This window comes from Streptomyces sp. NPDC012888 (genome assembly GCF_042900645.1).
In the GTDB taxonomy this organism is placed as follows: domain Bacteria; phylum Actinomycetota; class Actinomycetes; order Streptomycetales; family Streptomycetaceae; genus Streptomyces.
On the sequence record NZ_JBIBBM010000013.1, the window covers coordinates 41,627 to 67,473 of the forward strand.

Consider the following 25,847-nt stretch of genomic DNA (forward strand, 5'->3'; position numbering starts at 1 on the left):
CTCACCCCGCGACCCGAGACCCCGCGACCCGAGACCCCGCGACCCGAGACCCCGCGAACCGTGACCCGCCGCGCCCGGCCCGCCGGGGAGGACGCGTGAACGACAACAGCGCCGTCGTCGTCGGCGGCGGACTCGCCGGCGTCACCACCGCCCTCGAACTCGCCGACGCCGGACTCCGCGTCACCCTCCTCGAGGGCCGCCCCCGCCTCGGCGGACTCGCCTTCTCCTTCAAGCGCGGTGACCTCACCGTCGACAACGGCCAGCACGTCTACCTGCGCTGCTGTACCGCCTACCGCGCCTTCCTGGACCGCATCGGGGGCACCGCCCTCGCCCCCCTCCAGGACCGCCTCGACGTCCCCGTCCTCGACGTCGCCCACGCCAGGGGCCCCCGGCTGGGCCGGCTGCGCCGCAGCGCCCTGCCCGTACCCCTGCACCTGGCCGGCTCGCTGGCCCGCTACCCGCACCTCACCCTCGCCGAGCGCGCCGGCGTGGGCCGCGCCGCCCTCGCCCTGCGCAGGCTGGACCCCACCGACCCGGCCCTGGACGGCCTGGACTTCGCCACCTGGCTCGGCCGCTACGGCCAGTCCCGCCGCGCCATCGAGGCCCTGTGGGACCTCGTCGGCATCGCCACCCTCAACGCCACCGCCGAACAGTCCTCCCTCGGTCTGGCCGCCATGGTCTTCAAGACCGGCCTGCTCTCCGAGAACGGTGCCGCCGACATCGGCTGGGCCCGCGTCCCGCTCGGCGACCTGCACGACACCCTCGCCCGCAAGGCCCTCGACGCGGCCGGCGTCCGCACCGAACTGCGCACCCGGGTCACCGCCCTCACCCCCGGCGACGACGGCCTCTGGACGGTGGACACCGAGACCGGCGCCCTCCGCGCCGGCACCGTGGTGCTCGCCGTGCCCCAGCGCGAGGCGCACGGCCTGCTGCCACACGGAGCCCTCGCCGACCCCGACAAGCTCCTCGACATCGGCACCGCCCCCATCCTCAACGTGCACGTCGTCTACGACCGCAAGGTCCTCCGCCGCCCGTTCTTCGCGGCCCTCGGCTCACCCGTGCAGTGGGTCTTCGACCGCACCGACAGCTCCGGCCTCGCCGACGGCGGCCAGTACCTGGCGCTCTCCCAGTCCGTCGCGCACGAGGACATCGACGAGCCGGTCTCGGTGCTGCGCGCCAAGTACCTGCCCGAGCTGGAGCGGCTGCTGCCCGCCGCCCGCGGCGCCAAGGTCCGCGACTTCTTCGTCACCCGTGAGCGCACCGCCACCTTCGCCCCCGCCCCCGGCGTCGGCCGGCTCCGCCCCGGAGCCCGTACCGACGCCCCCGGCCTGTACCTCGCCGGCGCGTGGACCGCCACCGGCTGGCCCGCGACCATGGAGGGTGCCGTCCGCAGCGGGCTGAGCGCGGCCCACGCCGCGCTCACCGTCCTCGGCCGCCCCTGTCCGAACCCTTCCCCCGGCACCGCCGGAGGTATCCCCGGCAGGAGGCCGGTATGACGATCACCAGCACGACCGGCACAGCACGTACAGGAACCAGAGGAGAGCCATTGAACCCGGGGAACCACACGGGCAGCGTCGACAAGGCGGAGACGGTCGCGCTCCTGGAGCGCGGCCGCACGCTCTCGACGCCCGTGCTCCGCGAGGCCGTCGACAGGCTCGCGGCGCCCATGGACACCGTCGCCGCCTACCACTTCGGGTGGATCGACGCCCAGGGCAACCCCGCCGACGGCGACGGCGGCAAGGCCGTCCGGCCCGCCCTCGCCCTGCTCTCCGCCGAGGCGGCGGGCGCCCCCGCCGAGGTCGGCGTCCCCGGTGCGGTCGCCGTCGAGCTGGTGCACAACTTCTCGCTCCTGCACGACGACCTGATGGACGGCGACGAGCAGCGCCGGCACCGCGACACCGTCTGGAAGGTGCACGGCCCGGCCCAGGCCATCCTGGTGGGCGACGCCCTGTTCGCCCTCGCCAACGAGGTCCTGCTGGAACTCGGCACCGTCGAGGCCGGCCGCGCCACCCGCCGTCTGACCACCGCCAGCCGCAAGCTGATCGACGGGCAGGCGCAGGACATCTCCTACGAGCACCGCGAGCGCGTCAGCGTCGAGGAGTGCCTGGAGATGGAGGGCAACAAGACCGGTGCGCTGCTCGCCTGCGCGGCCTCCATCGGCGCGGTGCTCGGCGGCGCCGACGACCGCACCGCCGACCAGCTGGAGGAGTACGGCTACCACCTGGGCCTCGCCTTCCAGGCCGTCGACGACCTGCTCGGCATCTGGGGCGACCCCGACTCCACCGGCAAGCAGACGTGGAGCGACCTGCGCCAGCGCAAGAAGTCCCTGCCGGTGGTCGCCGCCCTCGCGGCCGGCGGACCCGCCTCGGAGGAACTCGCGAGGCTCCTCGCCGAGGACGCCAAGAGCAGCGACTTCGAGAACTTCTCCGAGGCCGAGTTCGCCCACCGGGCGGCCCTCATCGAGCAGGCCGGCGGCCGGCAGTGGACCGCTGACGAGGCCCGGCGCCAGCACGCCGTGGCGGTCCGCGCCCTGGACGGCGTCGAGATGCCGCAGCGGGTCCGGGAACAGCTGGTTGCGCTGGCCGACTTCGTCGTCGTACGCAAGAGGTGAGCACCACGCACAGGCGGATATGAACCGCGAGTCGCCGGCCGGCGGCGTCACCCCGGAAGTGACGCCGCCGGCCGACGGCGGACCCCAGCACAGCAGACGACACTGCACGAAGGGGAAGCCATGACAGCGACGACGGACGGCCCCACCGGACGCCCCGGAGGGGACCCGCCCAGCGGTACCGGAGCCGAACGGCTCCACCGGATCCCACCCGGTCCGCATCCGGGCCCTCATCCGGGCTCGAATGCGGGCGCGAACGGGGGCCCGAATGCGGGCCCCCATCCCGCCATCCGTCCCGGCACCCGTCCGGGCGCCCGAGCCGGCCACGGCGCCGAGGCGGTGCCGGGACCCGTGGAACGGGCGGTCGCGCGCGCGACCGCCGACCTGCTGGCCCGCCAGGACCCCGCCGGCTGGTGGAAGGGCGACCTGGAGACCAACGTCACCATGGACGCCGAGGACCTGCTGCTGCGCCAGTTCCTCGGGATCCGTGACGAGCCCACCACCCGTGCCGCCGCCCGCTTCATCCGGGGCCGGCAACGGGAGGACGGGACCTGGGCCACCTTCCACGGCGGACCGCCCGAACTGTCCGCCACCATCGAGGCGTACGTCGCCCTCCGGCTGGCCGGGGACCCGCCCGACGCCCCGCACATGGTCCGCGCCTCCGCCTGGGTACGGGCCCACGGCGGCATCGCCGCCGCCCGCGTCTTCACCCGGATCTGGCTCGCCCTGTTCGGCTGGTGGAGCTGGGACCACCTGCCCCAGGTCCCGCCCGAGCTGGTGTTCCTGCCCTCCTGGGCGCCGCTGAACATCTACGACTTCGGCTGCTGGGCCCGGCAGACCATCGTGCCGCTGTCCGTGGTGTCCGCGTACCGCCCGGTGCGGCCCGCCCCGTTCGCCCTGGACGAGCTGCACACCGACGCCCGCGACCCGTACCCGCCGAAACCGCTCGCCCCCGCCACCAGCTGGGAAGGCGTCTTCCAGCGCATGGACAAGGCGCTGCACGTGTACCACCGGCTGGCGCCGCGCAGGCTGCGCGACGCGGCCGTGCGCACCGCCGGCCGCTGGATCGTCGAACGGCAGGAGAACGACGGCTGCTGGGGCGGCATCCAGCCGCCCGCCGTGTACTCGCTGATCGCCCTGCACCTGCTCGGCTACGACCTCGGCCATCCCGTGATGCGCGCCGGACTGGAGTCCCTGGACCGGTTCGCGGTCTGGCACGAGGAGGGCCCTGACGGCGAACCGGTCCGGATGGTCGAGGCCTGCCAGTCGCCGGTCTGGGACACCTGCCTGGCCGCCGTCGCCCTGGTCGACGCGGGCCTGCCCGCCGACCACCCCGCCCTGGTCCGGGCCGCTGACTGGATGCTGGGCGAGGAGATCACGCGGCGCGGCGACTGGAGCGTCCGCAGACCCCGGCTCGACCCGGGCGGCTGGGCGTTCGAGTTCCACAACGACACGTACCCGGACATCGACGACACCGCCGAGGTGGTCCTGGCGCTGCGCCGGATCCAGCACCCCGACCCGTCCGGCGTGGACGCGGCGATCGCCCGGGGGGTGTCCTGGACGCTGGGCATGCAGTCGCGCGACGGGGCCTGGGCCGCCTTCGACGCCGACAACACCAGCCCGTTCCCCAACCGGCTGCCGTTCTGCGACTTCGGCGAGGTCATCGACCCGCCCTCGGCCGACGTCACCGCGCACGTGGTGGAGATGCTCGCCGCCGAGGGCCGCGCCGGGGACCCGCGCACCTGGCGCGGCGTGGAGTGGCTGCTGGCCGAACAGGAGCCGAACGGCGCCTGGTTCGGCCGCTGGGGGACCAACTACGTCTACGGGACGGGGTCGGTGGTGCCCGCGCTCACCGCGGTGGGCCTGCCGGTCTCCCACCCGGCCGTGCGACGGGCCGTCGCCTGGCTGGAGTCGGTGCAGAACGACGACGGCGGCTGGGGCGAGGACCAGCGCTCCTACCGCGACCCGGACCAGTGGGCCGGCCGCGGCGCCTCCACGGCGTCCCAGACCGCGTGGGCCCTGCTGGCCCTGCTCGCCGCGGGGGAGCGGGACGGCAAGGCGGTGGAGCGCGGCGTCCGCTGGCTGGTGGACACCCAGCGGGAGGACGGCACCTGGGACGAGCCGTACTTCACCGGCACCGGCTTCCCCTGGGACTTCTCCATCAACTACCACCTGTACCGCCAGGTGTTCCCGCTCACCGCCCTCGGCCGTTACCTGTACGGGGACCCCTTCGGGGCGGCCCCCCACCCGGCGGACCGGACCGCGGCAGCGGGCCCGGCCGGACTCCCGGGCCGGCCCGCCGGCCCGGGGACCGCCGGGCCGGCGGGTGCGGAGTCGGCGGGTGCGGAGTCGGTGGGTGCGGGCCCGGTGGGTGCGGGTGCCACCGCGGCAGCCGGGCGGACCGCCGGGGCTGCGGTCCCGGCCGAGGACGCGGGGTGAGCGGCGACTCCGGCCGCCCGCACGGCTGCGGTCCGCCGGCGCCGGCCGCCGCTCCGGCCGGCCGCCCGGGCGCCGAACGCCCGGGCGCCGCCCGCCCCGGCGCCTCCGCCCCCGGGCCGGCCGCGCCGCCCCTGCTGGTGGCCTGCGCGCTCGGCATCGAGCGGCTCGCGCTGGGCAGGGCCGACCGGCCCGGCGCTCCCGGCCCGGTCACCGTGATCCGCACCGGCATGGGCCCGCGCGCGGCCGAGCGTGCCGTCGGACTCGCCCTGGCCGCGCCCGGCATGGCCGGCGCGGCCGTCGTCGCCACGGGGTTCTGCGCCGGCCTGGAGCCCGGCATGCACCCCGGGGACCTGGTGGTGGCCGACGAGACGCGGGACCCGTCCGGTGCCGTGGGCTGCGACGGTACCGAGGTGCTGGCCGAGGCCCTGGCCCGGGCCCTGCCGGGCCGGAAGGTGCACACCGGGCCCCTGGCCGGCTCCGACCACGTCGTGCGCGGGGCCGAGCGCGCCCGGGTCCGGGCGACCGGTGCCGTCGCGGTGGACATGGAGTCGGCGGCCACCCTCCGGGCCGCGACCGGGCTCCGGCCCGCCGGGAGGCCTCCGGTTGCGGCCGTCCGGGTGATCGTGGACGCTCCCGAGCACGAGCTCGTCCGTATCGGCACGGTACGCGGTGGAATATCGGCCTTCCGTGTTCTCCGTGCCGTAATGCCCGCTTTCTTCGACTGGCACCGTTCTTTGCTGCTCCCCCGGAGGTGAGCCAGATGGCCATGCCGCTGCGACAGTCCATCAGGGTCGGGACCTATCTCTTCGAACAGAAGCTCCGCAAACGCGACAAGTTCCCCCTCATCGTGGAGCTGGAGCCGCTCTTCGCCTGCAACCTCAAGTGCGAGGGCTGCGGCAAGATCCAGCACCCGGCCGGGGTGCTCAAGCAGCGCATGCCGGTCGCCCAGGCGGTCGGCGCCGTCCTGGAGTCCGGTGCGCCGATGGTCTCCATCGCCGGCGGCGAGCCGTTGATGCACCCGCAGATCCACGAGATCGTGCGCCAGCTGACGGCCCGCCGCAAGTACGTGTTCCTCTGCACCAACGCCCTGCTGCTGCGCAAGCGGATCGCCGACTTCACCCCGTCGCCCTACTTCGCGTTCGCCGTCCACATCGACGGCCTGCGCGAACGGCACGACGAGTCGGTCGCCAAGGAGGGCGTGTTCGACGAGGCGGTGGCGGCCATCAAGGAGGCCAAGCGGCGCGGCTTCCGCGTCACCACCAATTCGACCTTCTTCAACACCGACACCCCGCAGACCGTGATCGAGGTCCTGAACTACCTCAACGACGAACTGCGGGTCGACGAAATGATGATCTCCCCCGCCTACGCCTACGAAAAGGCCCCCGACCAGGAACACTTCCTCGGCGTGGAACAGACCCGCGATCTCTTCCGCAAGGCCTTCGCCGGCGGCAACCGGCGCCGCTGGCGGCTGAACCACTCCCCGCTCTTCCTCGACTTCCTGGAGGGAAAGGCCGATTTCCCCTGCACCGCCTGGGCCATTCCCAATTACTCGCTCTTCGGCTGGCAGCGGCCCTGCTACCTGATGAGCGACGGATACGTCCCCACCTACCGCGAACTCGTCGAGGACACCGACTGGAGCAAGTACGGCCGCGGAAAGGACCCGCGCTGTGCCAACTGCATGGCGCACTGCGGCTACGAGCCCACCGCCGTCCTCGCCACCATGGGGTCCCTGAAGGAGTCCCTGCGCGCCGCCCGGGAGACGGTCTCGGGCAACCGGGAGCGGCCGTGACGCGGTTCGACCTCCGCGCCCTGCTGGCCGAACGCGGAGCGGAACGGTACGAACTCCACGCCCGGCACCTCAACCCCCAACTGCCCCGGATGCTGCGCACGATCGGCTTCGACAAGGTCTACGTGCGTGCCGAGGGCGCCCACTTCTGGGACGCCGAGGGCAACGACTACCTGGACATGCTCGCCGGGTTCGGGGTGATGGGGCTGGGCCGCCACCACCCCGTCGTCCGGCAGGCCCTGCACGACGTCCTGGACGCCTCCCTCCCCGACCTGACCCGGTTCGACTGCCAGCCGCTGCCCGGGCTGCTGGCCGAGAAGCTGCTCTCCCACAGCCCCCACCTCGACCGGGTCTTCTTCGGCAACAGCGGCACCGAGGCGGTCGAGACCGCCCTGAAGTTCGCCCGCTGCGCCACCGGCCGGCCCAGGATGCTGTACTGCGCGCACGCCTTCCACGGGCTGACCGCGGGCTCCCTCTCGGTCAACGGGGAGAACGGTTTCCGCGAGGGCTTCGCCCCGCTGCTCCCGGACACCGCGGTCCCGCTCGGGGACCTCGGCGCGCTGGAGCGGGAACTGCGCCGGGGCGACGTGGCCGCCTTCGTGGTGGAACCGGTCCAGGGGAAGGGCGTGCACGAGGCCCCGCCCGGATACCTGCGGGCCGCCCAGGAGCTGCTGCGCCGGCACAAGGCCCTGCTGATCGCCGACGAGGTGCAGACCGGCCTCGGACGTACCGGCACCTTCTACGCGTACCAGCACGAGGAAGGGGTGGAGCCGGACCTGGTCTGCGTGGCCAAGGCGCTGTCCGGCGGATACGTGCCGGTCGGGGCCACCCTCGGCAAGGACTGGATCTTCAGGAAGGTCTACTCGTCCATGGACCGGGTGCTGGTGCACTCGGCCAGCTTCGGTTCCAACGCGCAGGCCATGGCGGCCGGGCTCGCCGTCCTGTCGGCGATGGAGCAGGAGGGGCTCGTGGCCCGTGCGCGGACCATGGGTGACCTGCTGCGCGGACGGCTGGCCGCGCTGGTGGGCGAGTACGAGCTGCTGCACCAGGTGCGCGGCCGCGGCCTGATGGTCGGCATCGAGTTCGGGCGGCCGTCCTCGCTGGGGCTGCGCAGCCGGTGGGCGATGCTCCAGACGGCCCGCAAGGGCCTGTTCGCGCAGATGGTGGTGGTGCCGCTGCTCCAGCGGCACCGGATCCTCACCCAGGTCTCCGGGGACCACCTGGAGGTCATCAAGCTGATCCCGCCGCTGGTGGTGGACGAGCGGGACGTGGACCGGTTCGTCACCGCCTTCCGGGCGGTGATGGACGAGGCCCACGAGGGCGGCGGCCTGATGTGGGAGTTCGGCCGCACCCTGGTGAAGCAGGCCGTCGCGAACCGCTGACGGCCTGCTCCTGCGGTCAGTCCAGCAGCCGCTCGCGGAGCCGGCCGAGGGTCTCGGGGGAGAGGCCGAGGCCCTCGGCCAGGTACGCGTCCACGCCTCCCCAGGTCTCGTCGATGGTCTCGAAGGCCGCGGACAGGTACCCGGCCCGGGCGTCGAACAGGGGCGCCAGGAGGGCCATCACCTCGGGGGAGCGGGCCTCGGGGGAGTCGCTGCCCCGCCGGACCCGGTAGCGGCGGTGCGGGGCGTTGGACTCCAGGTAGTCGGCCATGACGGCGGGCCGGTCCACGCCCAGGGCGAGGAGCGTGACCGCGACGGACAGGCCGGCCCGGTCCTTGCCGGCCGCGCAGTGCATCAGCGCGGGCACGCTGTCCTCGGCCAGGGCGTGCAGGACCCGGCTGTGCTCGGCGGTACGGGTGCGGACCATCCGCCGGTAGGAGTCCTCCATCCGGGCCGCGGCCCTGCCGTCGCCGAGCAGCCGGCGCAGCTGCTCCAGGTCGCCGTCGCGGACCATCTTCCAGAACTCCTTGCCGTCCGCCGGGTCGGAGAGCGGGATGTTCACGTTCCGGACGCCGGGGAGCACCACGTCGGGGCCCTCGAGGGTGACGTCGGCGGCGTTGCGGAAGTCGAAGATGGTGTGCAGCCCGAGCGATCCGAGAAACTCTGCGTCGGTTTCGGTGGCATGTGCCAGATGTCCGCTTCGGAAGAGTCGTCCCGACCTGACCCGTCGTCCGTCCGTCGTCGACAAACCGCCCACATCACGGAAGTTGCGCACACCGGACAGTTCGGGCTCGATGGACGAAGGGTGGGGTATCTGCTGCGTCACGTGGACTCCTCCGCGTCGGTTCCGGCTCGTGAGCAGGATCATACGGTGACGTTGCGTGGCGGACGGGGAAAGTCGAATTCCCCTGCTGGAAAGGCCGTTGACGCCCGGGAATGGACGGAGGGTGACCGTAATCGCGCCGGCCCCCGAAGCTGACGAATAGTCCGCTGAATTCATGGCTTGTTCCGTGCCACCGAACTCGATTACGGTCAGCCCCGATCCGGGTGGACCGCCAAATCCTGCCGCCACCCGGGAAACCGCACCCGACCATTCATGAGCGCGGCAGGAGCGGGGGAACCAGGTAGGCCGCCGCAACGGATCTTCTTTCCGCTGCGGCTAGGGGTGAAGCCGTACATGTCCGCATGTGAGGCCGGACATCTCCAGTCCGAACCCGACAGCTCACCTCGCAGGCGCCGGAGAGGAAAGAGCCATGCCCGGAAAGGGTAAGCACCGCCGCCCCAAGTCCAGCCCGATAACCCGCGGTTTCGTCGCGGCCGGCACCGGCGGCGCGGCCCTCGCGCTCCCGCTGCTCGGCGCCGCCGGTGCGAACGCGGTCGAGCTGCCCGCCGCCCAGGCGGGCGGCAAGATCCCCGCCCAGCGGACCGCCTCCGTGCCGCAGACCGCTCCGGCTGCTCCGGCCGCCCCCGCCGCCGCGCCGCAGAAGGCCCGTTCCGTCTACACCGTCGTGCCGGGTGACTGCCTGTCGCAAATCGCCCAGGACCAGGACATCTCCGGCGGGTGGGAGCGGCTCTACGCGGACAACCGCGAGGCCGTCGGCTCCGACCCCTCCCTCATCCACCCCGGCCTGCGGCTGCAGTTCGGCGGAGCCGCCGCGCAGCCGGCCGGCGCACGGGCCGAGGCCCCCGCCGAGGCTCGCGCCGAAGCCCCGGCCGAGGCTCCGGTCGAAGCCCCCGCCGAGGCCGCGCCGGTCCCCGCTCCCCGCCAGGAGAGCGCCCCGGCGCCCCGCCGGGCAGCCCCCGAGGCCGAGGCCCCGTCCGGCTCCACCTCCACCTCCACCTCCACCTCCACCTCCACCTCCGGCGCCTCCGCCGCCGGGTTCGTCGCCCCGGTCACCGCCCGCGTCTCCACCCCGTACGGCGCCAGCGGCGCGATGTGGTCCAGCGGCACCCACTCCGGCGTCGACTTCGCCGCGACCTTCGGCACCAGCGTCAAGGCCGTCGGCGCCGGCACCGTGGTCAAGGCGGGCTGGGGCGGCTCGTACGGCAACGAGGTCGTCATCCGGCACGCCGACGGCCACTACTCGCAGTACGGCCACATGTCCCAGCTGTCCGTCTCGGTCGGCCAGACCGTCAAGGCGGGCCAGCAGGTCGGCCTGGTCGGCTCCACCGGCAACTCCACGGGCCCGCACCTGCACTTCGAGATCCGGACCGGCCCCGCGTACGGCTCCGACGTCAACCCGCTGAGCTACCTGCGCTCGAAGGGCGTGGGAATCTGACGGATTCTTCCGTCCGCAGACGACCGGGAGCCGGGAATCCGAGGGGGATTCCCGGCTCCGGGCCTATTCCGGTCCGACTCGTGGCAAAGATCACGGTCCGTCAACCCATGGCTACGGTCGCGTAGGTCACAGTCTTGCGTGAAAGATATGGCGACGTGGCAGGCGACGACTCGACGACTCAGACATTCCAGGCCATTGGCTCGTACGTGGCGCTCGGCGACAGTTTCACCGAAGGAGTCGGGGACCCGGGACCGGGAGACTCCTTCGTCGGCTGGGCCGACAGGCTGGCCGTCCTCCTGGGCGACCGCCGCGACGAGCACGACTTCCGCTACGCCAACCTCGCCGTACGGGGCCGGCTGCTCGACCAGATCGTGGCCGAGCAGGTGCCGCGGGCCAAGGAGCTCGCACCCGACCTGGTCAGCTTCTGCGCCGGCGGAAACGACATCATCCGCCCCGGCAGCGACCCCGACGACGTGGCCGAACGCTTCGAGGCGGCCGTCGCCGACCTCACCGGCGCCGTCGGCCGCGTCATGATCACCACCGGCTTCGACACCCGCGGCGTACCCGTGCTCCGCCACATCCGCGGCAAGGTCGCCACCTACAGCGCCCACGTGCGCGCCATCGCCGACCGCTACGACTGCCCCGTGCTCGACCTCTGGTCCCTCAGGTCCATCCAGGACCGCCGGGCCTGGGACGGCGACCGGCTGCACCTGTCTCCCGAGGGCCACACCCGCGTCGCCCTGCGCGCCGCCCAGGTCCTCGGCCTGGACGTCCCCGCCGACCCCGACCAGCCCTGGCCGCCGCTGCGCCCCCGCGGCTCCGCCGAGGCCACCCGCGACAACATCCAATGGGCCCGCGAACACCTCGTACCGTGGATCGGACGGCGGCTGCGCGGGGAATCCTCCGGAGACCACGTGGAACCCAAGCGGCCGGACCTGCTGCCCCTGTGACCCACGGGGACGGGGGCCGCATCCGGAATCCTCCGGCCGCGGTACGCGTTGGGGAGGGCAGAGACCGTCTCTACCGACCCACCAGCACGCCCCCAGGAGGCGCCTTGACCGGCTCCCGTCCCGGCTCCCGCCCGTTGCGCCAGCGGATGCGCGAACTGCGCTCCGCAGCATTCGGCGCGGACCCGACCGGCGCCCGGATGGAGCGCATCCGCCGCTCCCCGAACTTCGCCGACGGCGTCTTCCAGAACCCGGTGGGCGCCCGCCACCGGCCCACCGGCTCCAAGAAGGAGCTCGCCAGGATCTACTTCCACAAGGAGCAGCGGCTGGGCCGCAGCCCCGGCGCGCCCGTACCCGTCCACCCCACCACCCTCTTCGACCTGGCGAAACCACCCGCCGGCGGACTGCGGCTGACCTGGATGGGCCATTCCAGCGTGCTCGCCGAGATCGACGGCCGCCGGATCCTCTTCGACCCCGTCTGGGGCGAGCGCTGCTCCCCGTTCCCGTTCGCCGGACCCAAGCGGCTGCACCCCGTCCCGGTGCCGCTGGCCGCGCTCGGCCCGGTCGACGTGGTGGTCATCTCCCACGACCACTACGACCACCTCGACACCCCGACGATCAAGGCGCTCGCCGGCACGGACACCGTGTTCGCGGTGCCCCTGGGCGTCGGCGCGCACCTGGAGCACTGGGGCGTCGCTGGGAGCCGCATCCGGGAACTCGACTGGAACGAGTCCACCGAGGTCGCCGGCCTGACGCTGACCGCCACCCCCGCCCGGCACTTCTGCGGACGCGGACTGCGCAACCAGCAGCACACGCTGTGGGCCTCCTGGGTGGTCGCCGGCGAGCGGCACCGGATCTTCCACAGCGGGGACACCGGCTACTTCCCCGGCTTCAAGGAGATCGGCGCCAACCACGGCCCGTTCGACGCCACCATGATCCAGATCGGCGCGTACAGCGAGTACTGGCCCGACATCCACATGACCCCCGAGGAGGGCGTCCGCACCCACCTCGACCTCCAGGGCGGCAGCCCCCACGGGGTCCTGCTCCCGATCCACTGGGGCACCTTCAACCTGGCCTTCCACCCGTGGGCGGAGCCCGGCGAGTGGACCGCGGACGCCGCCGCGGAAGCCGGCCAGGAGATCGCCCTCCCGCTGCCCGGCCAGCCCTTCGAACCGGACGGAGAACTCCCCACGGCCCGCTGGTGGCGCCCGGTGGCCCGCCCGCTCCCCGCCCCGGGGCGGAGCGCCCCGCAGGTGGTGGACGTATCGGCGGACGAGCCCTCCCGGGCCGACCTGGACCTCGCGGGCGGACCGGGCCCGCGGACCACGCCGACCCCCTGACGGCGCCCCGACACGGGCCGGCCGGCGTCACCGCCTTGGGCCGGTCGGGCGGTATCCCCCGCCCACGGCGAACGGAACCGCTCACAGGGGGTACAAGGATCCGAACCGGACCCTTCGGTTCCCCGTGATGCTTGGAGGACGCCGTGCACGCGACCCCCCGCCCGCCCCGACGCGCGGCGGCCAGGGCGGGCGCCGCCGCGGCCCTGGCCGGGGTGCTCGGGGTGCTGCTGTCGGGCTGCGGTGCGAGCGCCACCCGGGTCGACGGCGCCCGGGCCGCCGGCCGCGCCTTCGAACAGGCCCTGGCCTCCCGGGACTACGCGGCGGCATGCGCCCTGCTCGCCCCCCGGACCCGCGAGGAACTGGTGGAGGACGGCCGCGGGCCCTGCCCGCAGGCCCTGGAGGAACGACGGCTGCCCGTGTCCGCCGCGGTCAACAGCGCCGAGGTCTACGGCCGGCAGGCCCTCGTCCGCGCCGAGGGCGAGACGCTGTTCCTGTCGCTGTTCGGCGGGGGCTGGCGGATCGTCGCCGCCGGCTGCACACCACAGGGCGACGAGCCCTACCGATGCGACGTGAAGGGCGGCTGAGCATGCGCGTTCTCTTCGTCACCTGCCTGGTCGTCGTCGTGGGCGGCCTGGCCTACTTCATCACGATCGGGGCGATGCACCGATGAGCGCCGACCGGCGACGGCAGCCGGGCTTCTGGAAGGACAACAGCCTCACCCTGGCCTTCGGCACGGGCTTCCTCGTCGTCCTCGTCGCCCAGGCGCTCGCCGGCCACGCCGACTTCAACGAGCAGCTCACCACCGACGGCCTCGCCCGGATCGGCCTCGGCGAGTACGTCACCTCCTCCGACTTCGCCGTCGACGTCACCGAGAACTGGCAGTCGGAGTTCCTCCAGTTCTTCCTCTTCGTCTTCGGCACGGTGTGGCTGGTCCAGCGCGGGTCCCCCGAGTCCAAGGAAGTCCACAAGGCCGGCACCGAGTCCGACCGGGAGCAGCGCGTCGGCGACCACGCCGGTGCGGACTCGCCGGCCTGGGCCGGGGCCCGCGACTGGCGGCAACGGGTCTACTCGGTCTCGCTCGGCCTGGTCATGGGCGGCCTGTTCCTGCTGTCCTGGTTCGCCCAGTCGATCTCGGGCGTCGCCGCCTACGGCGAGCAGCAGCTGAGGCAGCTCCAGGACCCCGTCGGATGGGGCGAGTACATCGGCTCCCCGGACTTCTGGAACCGCACCCTGCAGAACTGGCAGTCGGAACTCCTCGCCGTCGCCGCCATGGTCATCCTCTCCGTCTACCTGCGCCAGCGCGGCTCCCCCGAATCCAAACCGGTCGGCTCCGCCCACACCTCCACCGGCGTCGAGGGCTGACGGGTCGGCGGAGCCGTTAACCGCCCCCGCCGGACCGCACACACCGGGGCAGCTCCCCGAGGAACCCGGTCAGCGCCCGCGCCCCCAGCCGGAGCGCTTCGATCCGGACGTTCTCGTCGGGCCCGTGCCAGCGGTCCCCGGGCAGCCCGGTCCCGAAGAACAGCACGGGAGCGTCACAGGCCCGCGCCAGCTGCGCGGCCGGCGCCGCGCCCCCGTTGCCGACGGGACGGGCCGGCGACCCGTACGCACGACCGACGGCGCGGAACAGCGCGTCCAGGGCCGGGTGACCGGCCGGCGTCCGGTACGGGTCCGAGGTCGTCGGGGAGACGTCGATGTCGTACGCGTACCCCTCCCGCCGCCGCCCCGCCAGCCAGCGGCGCAACTGCTCCGCCACCCGGTCGGCGCGCTGGTCCGGTACGAGCCGCAACAGCAGGTCCGCGCGGGCGACGGCCGGCAGCAGCCCGAGCGCCGGACCCCCGGCCGGACCGGCCGCCAGCCGGGCCACCTCGGCCGAGGGACGCGTCCACAGGCGCTCCGGCACACCGAACCCCGCCTCACCGCCCGCCGCGAACGTACCGGTCTCGTCCAGCCAGGTCCGTGCGTCGAAAGGCAGGGTGGCGAGGGATTCGCGCACCGCAGCGGGGGGTTCGGCCACCGCGTCGTAGAACCCCGGGAGGGTGATCCGTCCGGCGCCGTCGTGCAGCCCCGCCAGCAGCCGGCACAGCTCCACGGCCGCGTTGGCGGAGGCACCCGAGGCGGCACCGCTGTGCACGTCACGGTCCGCCCCGCGCACCGTCAGGCCGGCGGTCACCGACCCGCGCACCGAGGTGCACACGGCCGCGTGGTCCAGGGACCAGATCATGGTGTCCGACACCATGACCACGTCGGCCGCCAGCTCGTCGGAGTGCCGGGCCAGCAGATCGGCCAGGTGCACGGACCCGATCTCCTCCTCGCCCTCGACCAGGTACTTCACGGTGACGGCCGGCCCGGCGCCACCGCGTTCCGCGAGGTGCGCCCGCAGCGACCACAGGTGGCACAGCAGCTGGCCTTTGGCGTCGGAGGCGCCGCGCCCGTACAGCCGGCCGTCCCGCAGGACGGGGGAGAAGGGGCGGGTCACCCGCCACTCGGGGGGATGGGCGGCGTGCACGTCGTGGTGGCTGTACACCAGCAGCACCGGCGCGCCGGGGTCGGCGGCGGGGCGGCACCCGTAGACGGCGGGAAGGCCCTCCGTCTCCCACACCTCCGCGTGCGAACACCCGAGCCGCAGCATCGCCCGCGCGAGCCAGCGGGCGGAGCGGCGAACGGAAGGGGGACCGGCGGGGCCGGCCGACACGGACGGGATGGCGACCCACGCCGCGAGTGCCTCCGGCTCCACCATGACCTCACTCATGACGCTGCTCCAGTCGACGGATCCCGCGCCTCGATCGCCGGCGGGGCTGGGTTGGCGCCCCCGGAGGCACCGGGTCGGTGTCGGGGCCGGGGGTGCGCTTCCAGCCCGAGCGGCGTTCGAGCGGGCCGCGGCGGCTTCGGCCGGGCTCTCGGGGCTCCGCCCCGGACCCCGCGCCTCAAACGCCGGCGAGGCTGGATCGGCGCCCCGGGGGCCGGGGATCGGACATGCCGCTCCTCCGTTCGTCACCGCCGGTCGGCCCCGGCCGTCGGCGCGGACTCCGCGCCGCCGCCGGTCGCCCCGGTCGTGGGCCGCGCCTACCCGCCCCGGGAGGGGCTACGCACCGTACCGGCCGATCGGCGAAGATGGCGGGGCCAGCGCAACCACGACCGAGACCTCCCCGACCCGAGGACCGACCCGCAGATGCCAGCCACCACCGGCCCCGCACCCGCTCCCGGCCAGGGCGAAGGCCAAGGCCAGGGCCAGAGCCAAGGCCAGGGCCAGGGCCAGAGCCAGGGCCAGGGCCAAGGCCAGGGCCGAGGCCCCAAGCCACCGACGATCGCCGACGTCGCCCGGACCGCCGGCGTCTCGCGGACCACCGTCTCCCACGCGCTCAACGGCCTCGGCAAGGTCGACCCCCGCACCCGCGAACGCATCAAGCAGGTGGCCGCGGACCTCGGATACCGCCCCAACCTGCGCGCGCAGCGCCTCCGCCGCGGCCAGGCCGAGGCCATCGCCCTCGCCTCCTCCATGCCCATCGCCGTGGCCGGCGGCGCCTCCCGGCTGGGCTTCTACATGGAGATCGCCGCGGCCGCCGCCGAAAGCGCCCTGCTCCACGAGTACGCGCTCGTCCTCGTGCCGCCCGTCCGGTCCGGCGCCGGACTGAGCTCCGTCGACGTCGACGGAGCCATCGTCGTCGAACCCGACGCCGACGACGCGGCCGTCGCCGACCTCCGGGCACGCGGACTGCCGTACGTGGCACTCGGACGGCCCGTCGCGCCCGCCGACGACGCCCCCTACGTCGACCTCCGCGGCGGCCCCGTCGCCGAACTCCTCCTGCGCCACCTGCACGAGCAGGGCGCCCGCCGCCCGGCCCTGCTCATCGGCTCCGGATCCCGCCACTCCTCCGTCGACGCCCGCGCCGCGTACGAACGCCTCGCCGCCGAGTACGGCTGGCAGCCCGTCGTCGCCACCGCCCACGAAGCGGGCGGCGAACGGGCCGGCTACGAGCGCTGCGCGGCCCTCCTCACCGAACACCCGGAGACCGACGCCGTCTGCGCCCTCGTCGACGCGTTCGCCGTCGGCGCCGTCGCGGCCATCCGCGACAGCGGACGCGCCGTACCGGACGACGTCCTGGTCGCCACCCGCTACGACGGGCTGCGCGCCCGCACCTGTCAGCCGCCGCTCACCGCCGTCGACCTCCACCTGGACCGCGCCGCCTCCGACGCGGTGGAGCTGCTGCTGGGCAGGCTCCGCGGTGAGGTGGGCACCGCCGCCGTGGTCAGCCCGCCCGAGCCCCGCCTGGTGGTGCGCGCCTCCTCGCTCCGCCCCGCCCCGCCGCGGGTCACATCCCGAGGATGAGCCCGAGACCCGAGACCAGCGCGAACACCAGCACGAACAGCCGCATCCGCCGCGCGTCGAGCCGGTGGTGGACGACCCGGCTCGCCCAGGCCCCGGCGGCGACGGCCGGCACCAGCAGGGCCGCCCACCCCAGGTCCGCCGCCCGCCCCTGCCCGGTCGCGAACAGCAGCGCCAGCGAGGCCAGTTCGCCGACGAGGAAGCAGGCGGCCACCGTCGCCCGCAGCTCGTCCGGCGGCCTGTGCTGGTAGACCAGCGCCAGCGGCGGCCCCCCGACACCGGTCGCCGTCTCCGTCAGTCCCGTCACCGCACCCGCGCCCAGGTAAGCGGCCCGGCCCGGGGCGAACGCGGGCGCGGCCAGGCTCACCACCGCCGCCAGCACGGTCGCGACCCCGACGAGCAACCCGATCGCACGGTCCGGGACCACCACCAGCAGCACCAGCCCCCCGGGCGTCGCGGCGAGCCGCGCCAGGGTGATCCACCCGGCCCCCCGCAGGTCCAGGGCACTCCGCTCCCGCCAGGCCACGTACAGGTTGAGCGGGACCATCGACGCGAGGACGAACACCGGCAGCAGCCCCGGGTCCAGCAACCCGGCCACCGGCGCGACGATCAAGGCGAAACCCAGCCCGCTGCCGCCCTGCACGAACGCCGCGACGGCCACGGTCACGGCGAGCACGGCCAGGGTCTCGACGCTCACCTGGCCCCGCCCCGGCCGCGCGCCGCCATCGACGTCGGGTGGGCGCGGGTCACGCCGGCCCGGCCCACGGCGGCCCGGGACAGGGCGGCCGCCCTCCGGACCAGCCCGGCCCCGTCCCACCCCACGGGCCGGCCCCGCAGCAACCGCAGCCGGCCCGCCACGAACACCGCGGTGATCTCGTCACGGTTGCCGCGCCGCACCAGCTCCCACGGCAGGTCCCAGGACAGCGCCAGCTCCGGTCCGGAGACGTCCACCAGCAGGAAGTCCGCGGCCAGGCCCGTAGCGACCGTCCCCGTACGGGCGCCCAGCCCGAGGGCGTCCGCACCGCCGCGCGCCGCGTGCTCGAGCCACGTCCACCCGGCACCGCACGAGGAGTCGCCGCTCGCCAGCCCGTACGCCAGCCGCTGGGCGAACTCGGCCGCGTCCGCCAGCCGGAAACCGTCGCCGCGCGTCCCGTCGGTGCCCAGCCCGAAACGGACCCCGCGCTCCGCCATCGCGGTGGCGGGGGCGACGGCGTTGCCCTTCCACGCACTGGCCACGGGGTTGTAGCTGACGGCGGTCCCGGTGTCGGCGAGCAGGGACAGCTCGCGCGGCGTGAGCAGCGTGGCGTGCGCGGCGACCAGCTGCGGGCCGAGCGCACCGACCCGGTGGAGGTGCTCCAGGGGCCGCGCCCCGTGCCGCAGCAGCGACCGTTCGACACCGGCCAGGTGCTCGTTGACGTGGATCTGCACGGTGGCACCGGCCTCCGCGGCCAGCCGCGCCGTCTCCCCGAGGGTGCGCTCGGTGGCCGACTCGGGCGTGGGGACGGCCAGGGACGCGTGCACCAGCGGGTCGCCCTCGTACCGTTCCAGGTGCTTGCGCGCCGAAGCGAGGACGCCGTCGGCGCCGTCGCCGTCGCCCGCGCCGTCGCCCGTCGCCGCGTCGGCGCACACCCGGCCGAGCACGCAGCGGATCCCGGCGTCCCGGACGGCGGAGGCGATCACGTCGACGTCCACACCGGCGCGGGTGCCGGCGTCGGCGACCGTGGTGAAGCCGCCGCGCAGCGCCTCGTACGCCGCCAACTTGGCGGACACGTAGGCGGATTCCTCGTCGAGCGAGCCCTCCAGCGGCTCCCAGACCCGCCGGAATATCTCGGACGGCTCACCGAAGGCGAGGGCGGCGCCGAAGCTCTGCGTCAGGTGGTGGTGGGTGTCGACGAAGCCGGGCATGAGGAGGTGGCCGGGCAGCCGTACGGCTCGGAGGCCGGGGTGCCGGCGGGTGACGTCAGCGGCCGGACCGACGGCGCCGAACGCGCCGTCGGAGACGACCGCCGCGAAGCCCTCGGCGGGCCCGTCGGGGAGCAGGACGGCGTCCGGGACGAGCACGAACGGGCGTGAACCGTCGGGCAGTTCGGGAGTGGGCTGGTCGGGGTGGTGGGGCTGGTGGGGCAGGTCGTACTGGCTCATCGGTCGCTTTCCGTACGGGGGCCGGCGGTCCGGGTGGCGAGGGCCGGCCGGACGTGGTGGAAGAGGATGTTGAGTACCGCCGCGGTGAACGCACCCACGGCCACGCCGCTTTCGAGCAGGATGCGGAGGTTCGGCGGGAAGCCGGCGTACACGCCGGGGACGAGGATCGGCAGCAGGCCCAGCGCGAGGGCGACGGCACAGACGAACGTGTTGGTGTGCTTGTCGAGCTCCGAACGCCCGAGCATCTGCACCCCGAGCACGGTGATCACGGCGAACACGACCATGGCGGTGCCGCCGATGACCGCGGACGGGATCACGCTGATGGCGCGGGCGACCGGGGCGAGGAAGCCGATGAGGATCAGGACGACGCCGGCGGCGGCCGTGACGTACCGGCTGCGGACTCCGGTGACGCGGACGATCCCGATGTTCTCGCCGCTGGTCACCATCAGCGGCAGCCCGAAGAAGCCGCCGAACAGCGAGGTGACCGCGTCGCCGCGGATGGTCTTGGGCACGTCGGCGCGCTGGTCGATCTCCTTGCCGACCGCCTGCGCGTTGATGACGGTCTGGCCGGTGGCCTCCGCCATGGAGGCCAGGCTGTACAGCATCAGCGGTACCGCGGCGAGGAGGCTGAACTCGGGTGCCCCGAACGGCAGCGGCTGGGGCAGGTTCAGCAGGCCGCCCTCGGTGGCGCCACCGAAGTCGACGGCGCCGAGGACCGCGGCCAGCGCGGTGCCGGCGAGCAGGCCGAGCATCACGGCGAGTTGGCGCAGGACGCCGGTGAAGAGCAGGTAGAAGGCGACGGTGAAGCCGATCGTGGCCAGGCCGAGGGCGAGGGCGGTGGTGTCGGCGAAGCCGGGCTGGCCGGGCCGGCCGGTGACGAGGACGGCCCCGACCTTCACCAGGTTGATGCCCACGATGACGATCATCGTGCCGATGACGAGGGGCGGGAAGAAGGCCAGCAGCCGGGAGAACACGGGCAGGACGACGAAGTAGAAGGCGGCGGTGAGGATCACCGCGCCGGTGGCCGTGGGCAGGCCGTGCTGGTCGGCGATGGCGAGGAACAGGATCAGCGGGGCGCCGCCCGGCAGCATCACGAAGGGCAGTCGCGGCCCGAACTTCCAGGGTCCGAGCGACTGGATCAGGGACCCGACGCCGGAGAGCAGGAAGGCCGCCGAGAGCAGTTCGACGGTCAGGTCGGAGTCGAGGCCGAGGGTGGCGCTCATCAGGAAGATCGCCGAGATGGGGGTGGCGGCCATGACGAGCACGTGCTGGACGCCGAAGAGGAGGATCCGGCCGAGGGGCCGGGACTGGTCGACGGGGTGGACGGGCTCCGGGGCCGGTGCGGCTTCCGTGCCGGTGGTGGTCTGACGCTGAGTGGACACGCATGAGCTCCGTTCGGCGTGTGGCACTTTCGGGTGGTTCGGGGACGAGCCAGGCCCTGGACGGAGAGCCAAATCGATTTGGCCAAATCGATTTGGCCGACTGTATCGGAGGGCCCGCAGGCCCCGTCAAGACTCCGTACGACAACATTCGCGCCACGCGGCGACCCGCCCCTCACGCGAGCCCGCGGCCCGGACCGGAGCCGGACCGACCGCGGCCCGCCCGGCCCCCACCAAGGCAAAGGAGCGAAGCGACGACCGAACCGGAACGGCCACACCGCGAGCCCCGAAGGCAGCGACCGGGGCGGCTCCGCCGATCGGGCACTGTCCGGCGGATCACGCTTCGGGGTCGAGGGCCCGGAGGTCGTAGAGGTAGGAGCGGTCGTCTTTGAAGCTGCGCCAGACGGTGGCCGGGGGTTCGGGTTCGTCAGCGTGGCCGTCGACGGGATGGGCGGTGACGAGGCCGTCAGCGATCTCGCAGTGCCAGCCGTCGGCCGGCGACCAGACGCACCACACGTTTCCGTCCGTTCGGCGGTACGCAGGGCGGCCGTTGTGCTCGCCGTCGCGTTCGAAGTGGTAGCGCAGCCCGTCCGTGTGGCGCACGAAGGTGAAGGACGCGAGTGCCGTCATGCCTTCGGCACTGTAGGGGACGACGCCGCCGGCGGCCGAGCAGTTCCGGGAGGGACCAGATGCAGGGCGCATCTCACGGGCGGAGCCGGAGCCTCACCGGCGAGGCGGATCCCGCAGGTCGGACAGACCGCCCCGGGACCGCCCGAGTCCTTCGTCCTGGCGGTGGCGCCGGGGCGTTCTCCTTCTTCGGGCGCCCGCGCGTCGAAGAGCACGGCAGGACGTCGAATCGACGCCGACCGTGCTCCGGTCGATCCGGCCCGCGAGGTCGGCGTCCGCCTGGACAGCGCGCGGAATCCGCTCCACGTACCGTCCGCCGGTCAATGCCGGTTCCGCCGGCAGGCGGTCTTCCAGCTGCCGAGGTCCCGGCGCGGCCACCCCTGGACGCTCGCCCCCCTCCACGGGGGAGGGTCAGCGCGCCGGGGCCATGTCGTAGGTCACCCACATGGTCCGCGTGGCCACCTGGTCGTACTTGGCGCGCGCCCGGTGGTTGTCGTCCGCGGTGATCCACCGGACCACGCTCCACCCGCGTTCCGCGGCCAGCGCGCGCAGCTCGCCCAGCAGCAGGTCGGCGGCGCCGGACCCGCGGTGCTCGGGTGCGACGAACAGGTCGTCGAGGAAGCAGCCCACCGTGGCGGACAGCGGACGCGCGAACGGCCGGTAGTGCGCGAGGCCGAGCAGCCGGCCGTCCGCGTCCTCCGCGACCAGGGCGTTCACCTCGTGACCGGGGTCGTTCACCCACGCCCACACGGTCGCGGCCGCCTCCTCGGTCTGCTCCACCCGGTAGAAGTCCGCGTAACCGCGGTAGAGGGCGCGCCACTGCGCGAAGTCCTCCGGGCGTACGGCGCGGACCGAGATCTGGGACATGCGGGAAACCCCCCGTGGTCGAAGGACGCGGCCGCGGGAGCGCGACCCGCCGGAGCCGATCATCCGGCAGCGCCCGGCGGAGCCGGAACCCGCCCCGGTGTCGAAGCGCCGGCACGGGAGGCGCCACGGTGGACATAACGGACGCGCCCCGGCGTACGCCCTCGGGGCGCATTCGGGCTGCCGTACGAGCGCTCCTCCCGGAGCGGGAAGCACCCCGGTGAACTTCCCCAACTGGCCGTCCACGGCGGGAGCGTGCGGTCTAGCGTGGGTATCCGGTGATCAACTCCGGCCGCGGCGCCGCCGCCCGGAACCCACGTCCGCCATGTACCGAGGACGCCGATGTCCGGACTCCGAGCCGCCCGCCACACCTCGTCGCGACACGCCGCCACGGGGCCGGGCCGCCACATACGGCCCCAGATGGTCCGCGCCGCCGTACTCCCCACCCTGGCCGCCGGGCTCAGCGGCGCCGCCGCCGTGATCTTCACCTTGCAGCTGGGCGGCGGGGCCGGCGAGCGCGACGCCCGGCTGTGGCCCGTACTGGCCGGCTGCGGGCTGCTCGTCGCAGGAGCCCTCGCGGCCGCGCTGCTCGGGGCCCAGCGCGCGGCCAAGACCGTACGCGACCGCTGCGAGGCCCTGCGCCGCTCCAGCAGCCGGGGCAGGATGGAGCTCCGGGCCACCGCCGAGCAGCTGCAACGGGGCGAGACCCCGGCCCGGCCGGCCCGCGCCGGGTCGGTACGCCCGCCCGGGCAGGACCCGGCGGCCACCGACGAGTTCTGGGCGCTGGCGCGGGAGTTGCGCGGTGCGCGGGAACAGGCCCACGCGACCCTGGTACGGCTGGCCGGCCCGGGCAGCCGCACCGACAACGACCGCAAGGTGGAGGTCTTCGTCAACCTCGCCAGGCGGCTCCAGTCCCTCGTGCAGCGGGAGATCTCCCTGCTGGACCACCTCGAGGACACCGTCGAGGACCCCGAGCTCCTCAAGGAGCTCTTCCACGTCGACCACCTCGCCACCCGCATCCGGCGGCACGCCGAGAACCTCGCGGTGCTCGGCGGAGCCGCCTCCCGCCGCCAGTGGACCCTGCCCATCGACCTCAGCGAGGTGCTGCGCTCGGCGGTCGCGGAGGTCGAGCAGTACACGCGGGTGAAGGTCGTACCGCCGGCGGGCGGCGCGGTGCGCGGGCACGCCGTCGCCGACGTGGTCCACCTCCTCGCCGAACTCGTCGAGAACGCAACCGTCTTCTCCGCCCCCGACACGGACGTCGTGCTGCGCGCGGAACGGGTCACGGCCGGCATCGCGGTGGAGGTCGAGGACCGCGGGCTGGGCATGCCGCCCGAGGAGCAGCACCGGATGAACGCCCTGCTCCGCGAACCCGACGGGATCAGCGTCAGCCATCTGCTCGCGGACGGCAGGATCGGCCTGTTCGTGGTCTCCGCCCTGGCGCGGCGGCACGGCATCGCCGTCGAGCTCAAACCCAACATCTACGGCGGTGTACTGGCCGTGCTGGTGCTGCCGCTGGACCTGCTGGGCACCGAGCCGGCCGCCCCCGCCCGCCCCCGGCCCGAGCCACACCCGGAACCGCCCGGGACACACCCCGAGCCGCCCGGGACACACCCGGGACCGCCCGAACCGGCCCGTCCCGCCGAACCGGCCGAGCCCGCCTGGGAGTCCGCCCCGGCGCCGCCACCCCTGGAGCCGGCCCGGCTGACCCTCCCGCGCCAGCAGCCCCCGCCCCGGACCGGCGCGACGGCGTGGGCCCCGGATCCGGACCGTCCTGGTGGGACGAGTGGAGCGAGCGCAGCACGGGTGACGACAGCGTCGCTGGGGGCCGCCGCCGACCTGGAACCACGGGTGACGGGCTCGGGTGAGGACGACGATGCCGCCGGCGAGGGGGGCCGACCCGCGCTGCCCAAGCGGCGGGCCCAGGCGCATCTCGCGCCCGGGCTGCGCGACGTGCCGCCGGCGCCCCGGGCGGCCGAGGCCGGTGAGCCGCCCGTGCACGATCCCGGCCTGATGGCCGCCTTCCAGCGCGGCTTCGGCCTCGCCCAGTCGGAGAACCCGTCATGACCGGCGGGACCGCCCGCCGAGCCCGAGAGCCCGGCGCGACCCACGAGGAGCCCATCCCGATGCCCGCCACGCCCGCCATGCCCGCCACGCCGGCCATGTCCGCCACCCCCGCCGTGCCCGCCACGCCGGCCATGCCCGCCATGTCCGCCACCCCCGCCGTGCCGTCCGTGCCCGTGATGCCCACCGAAGCCGTCGCCGCCCCGCCGGCGCAGCGCCGTCTCTCCGACCTGGACTGGCTGTTGAGCGGACTCGTCCAACGCGTGCCCTACACCCGCAGTGCCGTACTGCTCACCGCCGACGGCCTGGTCACGTGCAAGCACGGCCTCGACGCCGACAGCGCCGACCACTTGGCCGCGCTCGCCTCCGGTCTGTACTCCCTCGGCCGGAGCGCCGGCGCCCGGTTCGGGGACGGGGCCGAGGTCCGCCAGGTGGTCGTGGAACTCGACTCCACCCTGGTCTTCGTCTCCGCCGCCGGCGCCGGGACCTGCCTCGCCGTGCTCGCCGACCGCGAGGCCGACGCCGGGGTCCTCGGTTACGAGATGGCGATGCTGGTCAAGAGCGTACGGCCGTACCTCGCCGCCCCGCCCCGGCGTGCGGCCGCCGCCACCCCCGAGCGGTGAGGGCCCGGAAACCCGGAGCCGCGGCGCGGTCCGACGCGACCTGGTGGCCCGGGGCTTCCGGGGCCGAAGGCCCCGCCTGGCTCGACGACTCCGCGGGACGCGTCATGCGCCCGTACACCGCGAGCGGCGGCCGGACCCGTCCGGCCGTCCACCTCGACCTGCTGTCCCTGGTGACCGCCACCGGCGTACGGCTCCGGCCGCCGCTCGGCGCCGACCACACCCTCGCGCTGCGGCTCTGCGCGGGCACGGCCGCCGTGTCGGTCGCGGAGGTGGCGGCCCAGCTGCGGCTGCCGGCGGCGGTCACCAAAGTGCTGCTGTCCGACCTCGTCCAGGCCGGGGCGGTCACGGCGCGGGCGCCGTACTTCCCGGACAGCCCGGCCGACGACCTCTCCCTGCTCCAGGCGGTGCTCGATGGTCTGCGTAGAAAGCTCTGAGACCCACACCCCGTCCCCTGACCTGCCCGCGACGCTGAAGGTCCTCGTCGCGGGCGGGTTCGGGGCGGGCAAGACCACCTTCGTCGGCGCGGTGAGCGAGATCGAGCCGCTCTGCACGGAGGAACTGATCGGCGGACTCGGCGCGGCCACCGACCCGCTCGCCGGCGTCGAGACCAAGACGACCACCACCGTGGCCCTGGACTTCGGCCGGATCACCATCGACGCCGACCGGATCCTCTACCTCTTCGGCACGCCAGGACAGCAGCGGTTCTGGTTCCTCTGGGACGAACTGTGCACGGGCGCCCTCGGCGCGGTGGTCCTCGCCGACACCCGCCGACTGGCCGACTGCTTCCCGGCGGTCGACTTCTTCGAACGGCGCGGCATCGCCTTCGTCGTCGCCGTCAACGAGTTCGACGACGGCCACCGTTACACGTGCGACGAGGTACGGGAGGCGGTCGGCCTGGAGGCCGAGGTGCCGGTCGTACGGTGCGACGCGCGCCTGGCCCGCTCCGCAACCGGAGCACTGATCACCCTCCTCCAGCACCTGCTGACCCGGAGCCGGGACGGCTGACCGGCGGGCGGGTGACCGACACGACACCGGTGATGCCG

The 25,847-nt window shown here is 74.3% G+C and carries 23 protein-coding genes, 1 pseudogene and 1 riboswitch; of the genes and pseudogenes, 16 read left to right on the plus strand and 8 right to left on the minus strand.

Annotation, left to right across the window (positions count from 1 at the left end; genetic code table 11):
• Positions 1–95: 95 nt before the first annotated feature.
• The 6 genes from hpnE (at position 96) to ACFY61_RS22420 (ending at position 8,215) form a co-directional block, all read left to right on the plus strand.
• Positions 96–1,496, plus strand: coding sequence for a hydroxysqualene dehydroxylase HpnE (gene hpnE, locus ACFY61_RS22395; RefSeq protein WP_389474437.1), 1,401 nt, complete (start codon positions 96–98; stop codon positions 1,494–1,496).
• Positions 1,493–2,611 (plus strand): polyprenyl synthetase family protein, encoded by a 1,119-nt coding sequence (locus ACFY61_RS22400; RefSeq protein WP_389474439.1) that lies wholly within the window; start codon positions 1,493–1,495, stop codon positions 2,609–2,611. Before hpnE ends, ACFY61_RS22400 begins: the two co-directional genes overlap by 4 nt.
• A gap of 120 nt (positions 2,612–2,731) precedes the next feature.
• Complete coding sequence (shc, locus tag ACFY61_RS22405; protein WP_389474440.1) at positions 2,732–5,047, plus strand: squalene--hopene cyclase; 2,316 nt, start codon at positions 2,732–2,734, stop codon at positions 5,045–5,047.
• A gap of 131 nt (positions 5,048–5,178) precedes the next feature.
• Positions 5,179–5,802: a 1-hydroxy-2-methyl-2-butenyl 4-diphosphate reductase gene (locus tag ACFY61_RS22410; RefSeq protein ID WP_389474696.1), complete on the plus strand. Its 624-nt coding sequence runs from the start codon at positions 5,179–5,181 to the stop codon at positions 5,800–5,802.
• 5 nt (positions 5,803–5,807) lie between these two features.
• Complete coding sequence (gene hpnH / locus ACFY61_RS22415) at positions 5,808–6,836, plus strand: adenosyl-hopene transferase HpnH (protein ID WP_389474441.1); 1,029 nt, start codon at positions 5,808–5,810, stop codon at positions 6,834–6,836.
• Positions 6,833–8,215, plus strand: a complete 1,383-nt coding sequence (locus ACFY61_RS22420; protein WP_389474443.1) for an aspartate aminotransferase family protein — start codon at positions 6,833–6,835, stop codon at positions 8,213–8,215. The genes hpnH and ACFY61_RS22420 overlap by 4 nt, the downstream gene beginning before the upstream one ends.
• A 16-nt stretch (positions 8,216–8,231) precedes the next feature.
• Here ACFY61_RS22420 and ACFY61_RS22425 read toward each other — a convergent pair whose 3' ends face one another.
• Positions 8,232–9,038, minus strand: coding sequence for a tyrosine-protein phosphatase (locus ACFY61_RS22425; protein ID WP_389474444.1), 807 nt, complete (start codon positions 9,036–9,038; stop codon positions 8,232–8,234).
• A 251-nt stretch (positions 9,039–9,289) separates the two neighbouring features.
• Positions 9,290–9,463: riboswitch (cyclic di-AMP (ydaO/yuaA leader) on the plus strand.
• A 2-nt stretch (positions 9,464–9,465) separates the two neighbouring features.
• On the opposite strand from ACFY61_RS22425, the gene ACFY61_RS22430 reads away from it, so the two are divergent.
• The 5 genes from ACFY61_RS22430 (at position 9,466) to ACFY61_RS22450 (ending at position 14,140) form a co-directional block, all read left to right on the plus strand.
• Positions 9,466–10,491: a LysM peptidoglycan-binding domain-containing M23 family metallopeptidase gene (locus tag ACFY61_RS22430; protein WP_389474446.1), complete on the plus strand. Its 1,026-nt coding sequence runs from the start codon at positions 9,466–9,468 to the stop codon at positions 10,489–10,491.
• Positions 10,492–10,646: 155 nt separating this feature from the next.
• On the plus strand, positions 10,647–11,441 hold the full coding sequence (locus ACFY61_RS22435) for an SGNH/GDSL hydrolase family protein (protein ID WP_389474448.1): 795 nt from the start codon (positions 10,647–10,649) through the stop codon (positions 11,439–11,441).
• Positions 11,442–11,587: 146 nt separating this feature from the next.
• The gene (locus ACFY61_RS22440) at positions 11,588–12,778 is read left to right on the plus strand and encodes an MBL fold metallo-hydrolase (protein WP_389474698.1); all 1,191 of its coding nucleotides are present in this window, start codon (positions 11,588–11,590) and stop codon (positions 12,776–12,778) included.
• Positions 12,779–12,921: 143 nt separating this feature from the next.
• Positions 12,922–13,362 carry a hypothetical protein gene (locus ACFY61_RS22445; RefSeq protein WP_389474450.1) on the plus strand — a complete coding sequence of 147 codons (441 nt, stop codon included), beginning with the start codon at positions 12,922–12,924 and terminating at the stop codon, positions 13,360–13,362.
• Positions 13,363–13,444: 82 nt separating this feature from the next.
• The gene (locus tag ACFY61_RS22450; RefSeq protein WP_389474452.1) at positions 13,445–14,140 is read left to right on the plus strand and encodes a DUF6766 family protein; all 696 of its coding nucleotides are present in this window, start codon (positions 13,445–13,447) and stop codon (positions 14,138–14,140) included.
• 16 nt (positions 14,141–14,156) lie between these two features.
• On the opposite strand, the gene ACFY61_RS22455 is transcribed toward ACFY61_RS22450, so the two are convergent.
• Positions 14,157–15,530: a M20/M25/M40 family metallo-hydrolase gene (locus ACFY61_RS22455; RefSeq protein WP_389474454.1), complete on the minus strand. Its 1,374-nt coding sequence runs from the start codon at positions 15,528–15,530 to the stop codon at positions 14,157–14,159.
• 420 nt (positions 15,531–15,950) lie between these two features.
• Here ACFY61_RS22455 and ACFY61_RS22460 point away from each other — a divergent pair, with 420 nt between their 5' ends.
• Positions 15,951–17,108: a LacI family DNA-binding transcriptional regulator gene (locus ACFY61_RS22460; RefSeq protein WP_389474456.1), complete on the plus strand. Its 1,158-nt coding sequence runs from the start codon at positions 15,951–15,953 to the stop codon at positions 17,106–17,108.
• Here ACFY61_RS22460 and ACFY61_RS22465 read toward each other — a convergent pair.
• The 6 genes and pseudogenes from ACFY61_RS22465 to ACFY61_RS22490 form a co-directional block, all read right to left on the minus strand.
• Positions 17,092–17,802 (minus strand): TSUP family transporter, encoded by a 711-nt coding sequence (locus ACFY61_RS22465; protein ID WP_389474457.1) that lies wholly within the window; start codon positions 17,800–17,802, stop codon positions 17,092–17,094. The two genes, ACFY61_RS22460 and ACFY61_RS22465, sit on opposite strands and share 17 nt — an antisense overlap.
• The gene (locus tag ACFY61_RS22470) at positions 17,799–19,247 is read right to left on the minus strand and encodes an amidohydrolase family protein (RefSeq protein WP_389474459.1); all 1,449 of its coding nucleotides are present in this window, start codon (positions 19,245–19,247) and stop codon (positions 17,799–17,801) included. Before ACFY61_RS22470 ends, ACFY61_RS22465 begins: the two co-directional genes overlap by 4 nt.
• Entirely contained in the window at positions 19,244–20,629 is a 1,386-nt protein-coding gene (locus ACFY61_RS22475) for a uracil-xanthine permease family protein (protein WP_389474460.1), read from the minus strand. Before ACFY61_RS22475 ends, ACFY61_RS22470 begins: the two co-directional genes overlap by 4 nt.
• Before the next feature lie 333 nt (positions 20,630–20,962).
• Positions 20,963–21,256, minus strand: a complete 294-nt coding sequence (locus ACFY61_RS22480) for a hypothetical protein (protein WP_389474462.1) — start codon at positions 21,254–21,256, stop codon at positions 20,963–20,965.
• A gap of 120 nt (positions 21,257–21,376) precedes the next feature.
• Positions 21,377–21,633: pseudogene (locus tag ACFY61_RS22485) on the minus strand (IS5/IS1182 family transposase); the annotation flags it as partial.
• A gap of 31 nt (positions 21,634–21,664) precedes the next feature.
• On the minus strand, positions 21,665–22,120 hold the full coding sequence (locus ACFY61_RS22490) for a GNAT family N-acetyltransferase (RefSeq protein WP_389474464.1): 456 nt from the start codon (positions 22,118–22,120) through the stop codon (positions 21,665–21,667).
• Between the two features lie 339 nt (positions 22,121–22,459).
• Between ACFY61_RS22490 and ACFY61_RS22495 the strand changes: the two genes are divergently transcribed.
• The 4 genes from ACFY61_RS22495 to ACFY61_RS22510 all read left to right on the plus strand — a co-directional run bounded on the left by ACFY61_RS22495 (position 22,460) and on the right by ACFY61_RS22510 (position 25,809).
• On the plus strand, positions 22,460–24,184 hold the full coding sequence (locus tag ACFY61_RS22495) for a sensor histidine kinase (protein WP_389474466.1): 1,725 nt from the start codon (positions 22,460–22,462) through the stop codon (positions 24,182–24,184).
• A 176-nt stretch (positions 24,185–24,360) separates the two neighbouring features.
• Positions 24,361–24,804 (plus strand): roadblock/LC7 domain-containing protein, encoded by a 444-nt coding sequence (locus ACFY61_RS22500; RefSeq protein WP_389474699.1) that lies wholly within the window; start codon positions 24,361–24,363, stop codon positions 24,802–24,804.
• A gap of 104 nt (positions 24,805–24,908) precedes the next feature.
• Positions 24,909–25,238, plus strand: a complete 330-nt coding sequence (locus tag ACFY61_RS22505; RefSeq protein ID WP_389474468.1) for a DUF742 domain-containing protein — start codon at positions 24,909–24,911, stop codon at positions 25,236–25,238.
• Entirely contained in the window at positions 25,216–25,809 is a 594-nt protein-coding gene (locus tag ACFY61_RS22510) for an ATP/GTP-binding protein (protein ID WP_389474469.1), read from the plus strand. Before ACFY61_RS22505 ends, ACFY61_RS22510 begins: the two co-directional genes overlap by 23 nt.
• Positions 25,810–25,847 lie beyond the last annotated feature (38 nt).

Excerpts from the sequence above, each read along its gene's own strand:
- ACFY61_RS22460 (WP_389474456.1), top strand. The coding sequence starts at position 15,951 with ATGCCAGCCACCACCGGCCCCGCACCCGCTCCCGGCCAGGGCGAAGGC.
- ACFY61_RS22450 (WP_389474452.1), top strand. The coding sequence starts at position 13,445 with ATGAGCGCCGACCGGCGACGGCAGCCGGGCTTCTGGAAGGACAACAGC.
- hpnH (WP_389474441.1), top strand. The coding sequence starts at position 5,808 with ATGGCCATGCCGCTGCGACAGTCCATCAGGGTCGGGACCTATCTCTTC.
- ACFY61_RS22500 (WP_389474699.1), top strand. The coding sequence starts at position 24,361 with ATGCCCACCGAAGCCGTCGCCGCCCCGCCGGCGCAGCGCCGTCTCTCC.
- ACFY61_RS22480 (WP_389474462.1), bottom strand. The coding sequence starts at position 21,256 with ATGACGGCACTCGCGTCCTTCACCTTCGTGCGCCACACGGACGGGCTG.
- ACFY61_RS22495 (WP_389474466.1), top strand. The coding sequence starts at position 22,460 with ATGTCCGGACTCCGAGCCGCCCGCCACACCTCGTCGCGACACGCCGCC.
- ACFY61_RS22470 (WP_389474459.1), bottom strand. The coding sequence starts at position 19,247 with ATGAGCCAGTACGACCTGCCCCACCAGCCCCACCACCCCGACCAGCCC.
- ACFY61_RS22455 (WP_389474454.1), bottom strand. The coding sequence starts at position 15,530 with ATGAGTGAGGTCATGGTGGAGCCGGAGGCACTCGCGGCGTGGGTCGCC.
- shc (WP_389474440.1), top strand. The coding sequence starts at position 2,732 with ATGACAGCGACGACGGACGGCCCCACCGGACGCCCCGGAGGGGACCCG.
- ACFY61_RS22510 (WP_389474469.1), top strand. The coding sequence starts at position 25,216 with ATGGTCTGCGTAGAAAGCTCTGAGACCCACACCCCGTCCCCTGACCTG.
- ACFY61_RS22490 (WP_389474464.1), bottom strand. The coding sequence starts at position 22,120 with ATGTCCCAGATCTCGGTCCGCGCCGTACGCCCGGAGGACTTCGCGCAG.
- ACFY61_RS22440 (WP_389474698.1), top strand. The coding sequence starts at position 11,588 with ATGCGCGAACTGCGCTCCGCAGCATTCGGCGCGGACCCGACCGGCGCC.
- ACFY61_RS22400 (WP_389474439.1), top strand. The coding sequence starts at position 1,493 with ATGACGATCACCAGCACGACCGGCACAGCACGTACAGGAACCAGAGGA.
- ACFY61_RS22505 (WP_389474468.1), top strand. The coding sequence starts at position 24,909 with ATGCGCCCGTACACCGCGAGCGGCGGCCGGACCCGTCCGGCCGTCCAC.
- ACFY61_RS22430 (WP_389474446.1), top strand. The coding sequence starts at position 9,466 with ATGCCCGGAAAGGGTAAGCACCGCCGCCCCAAGTCCAGCCCGATAACC.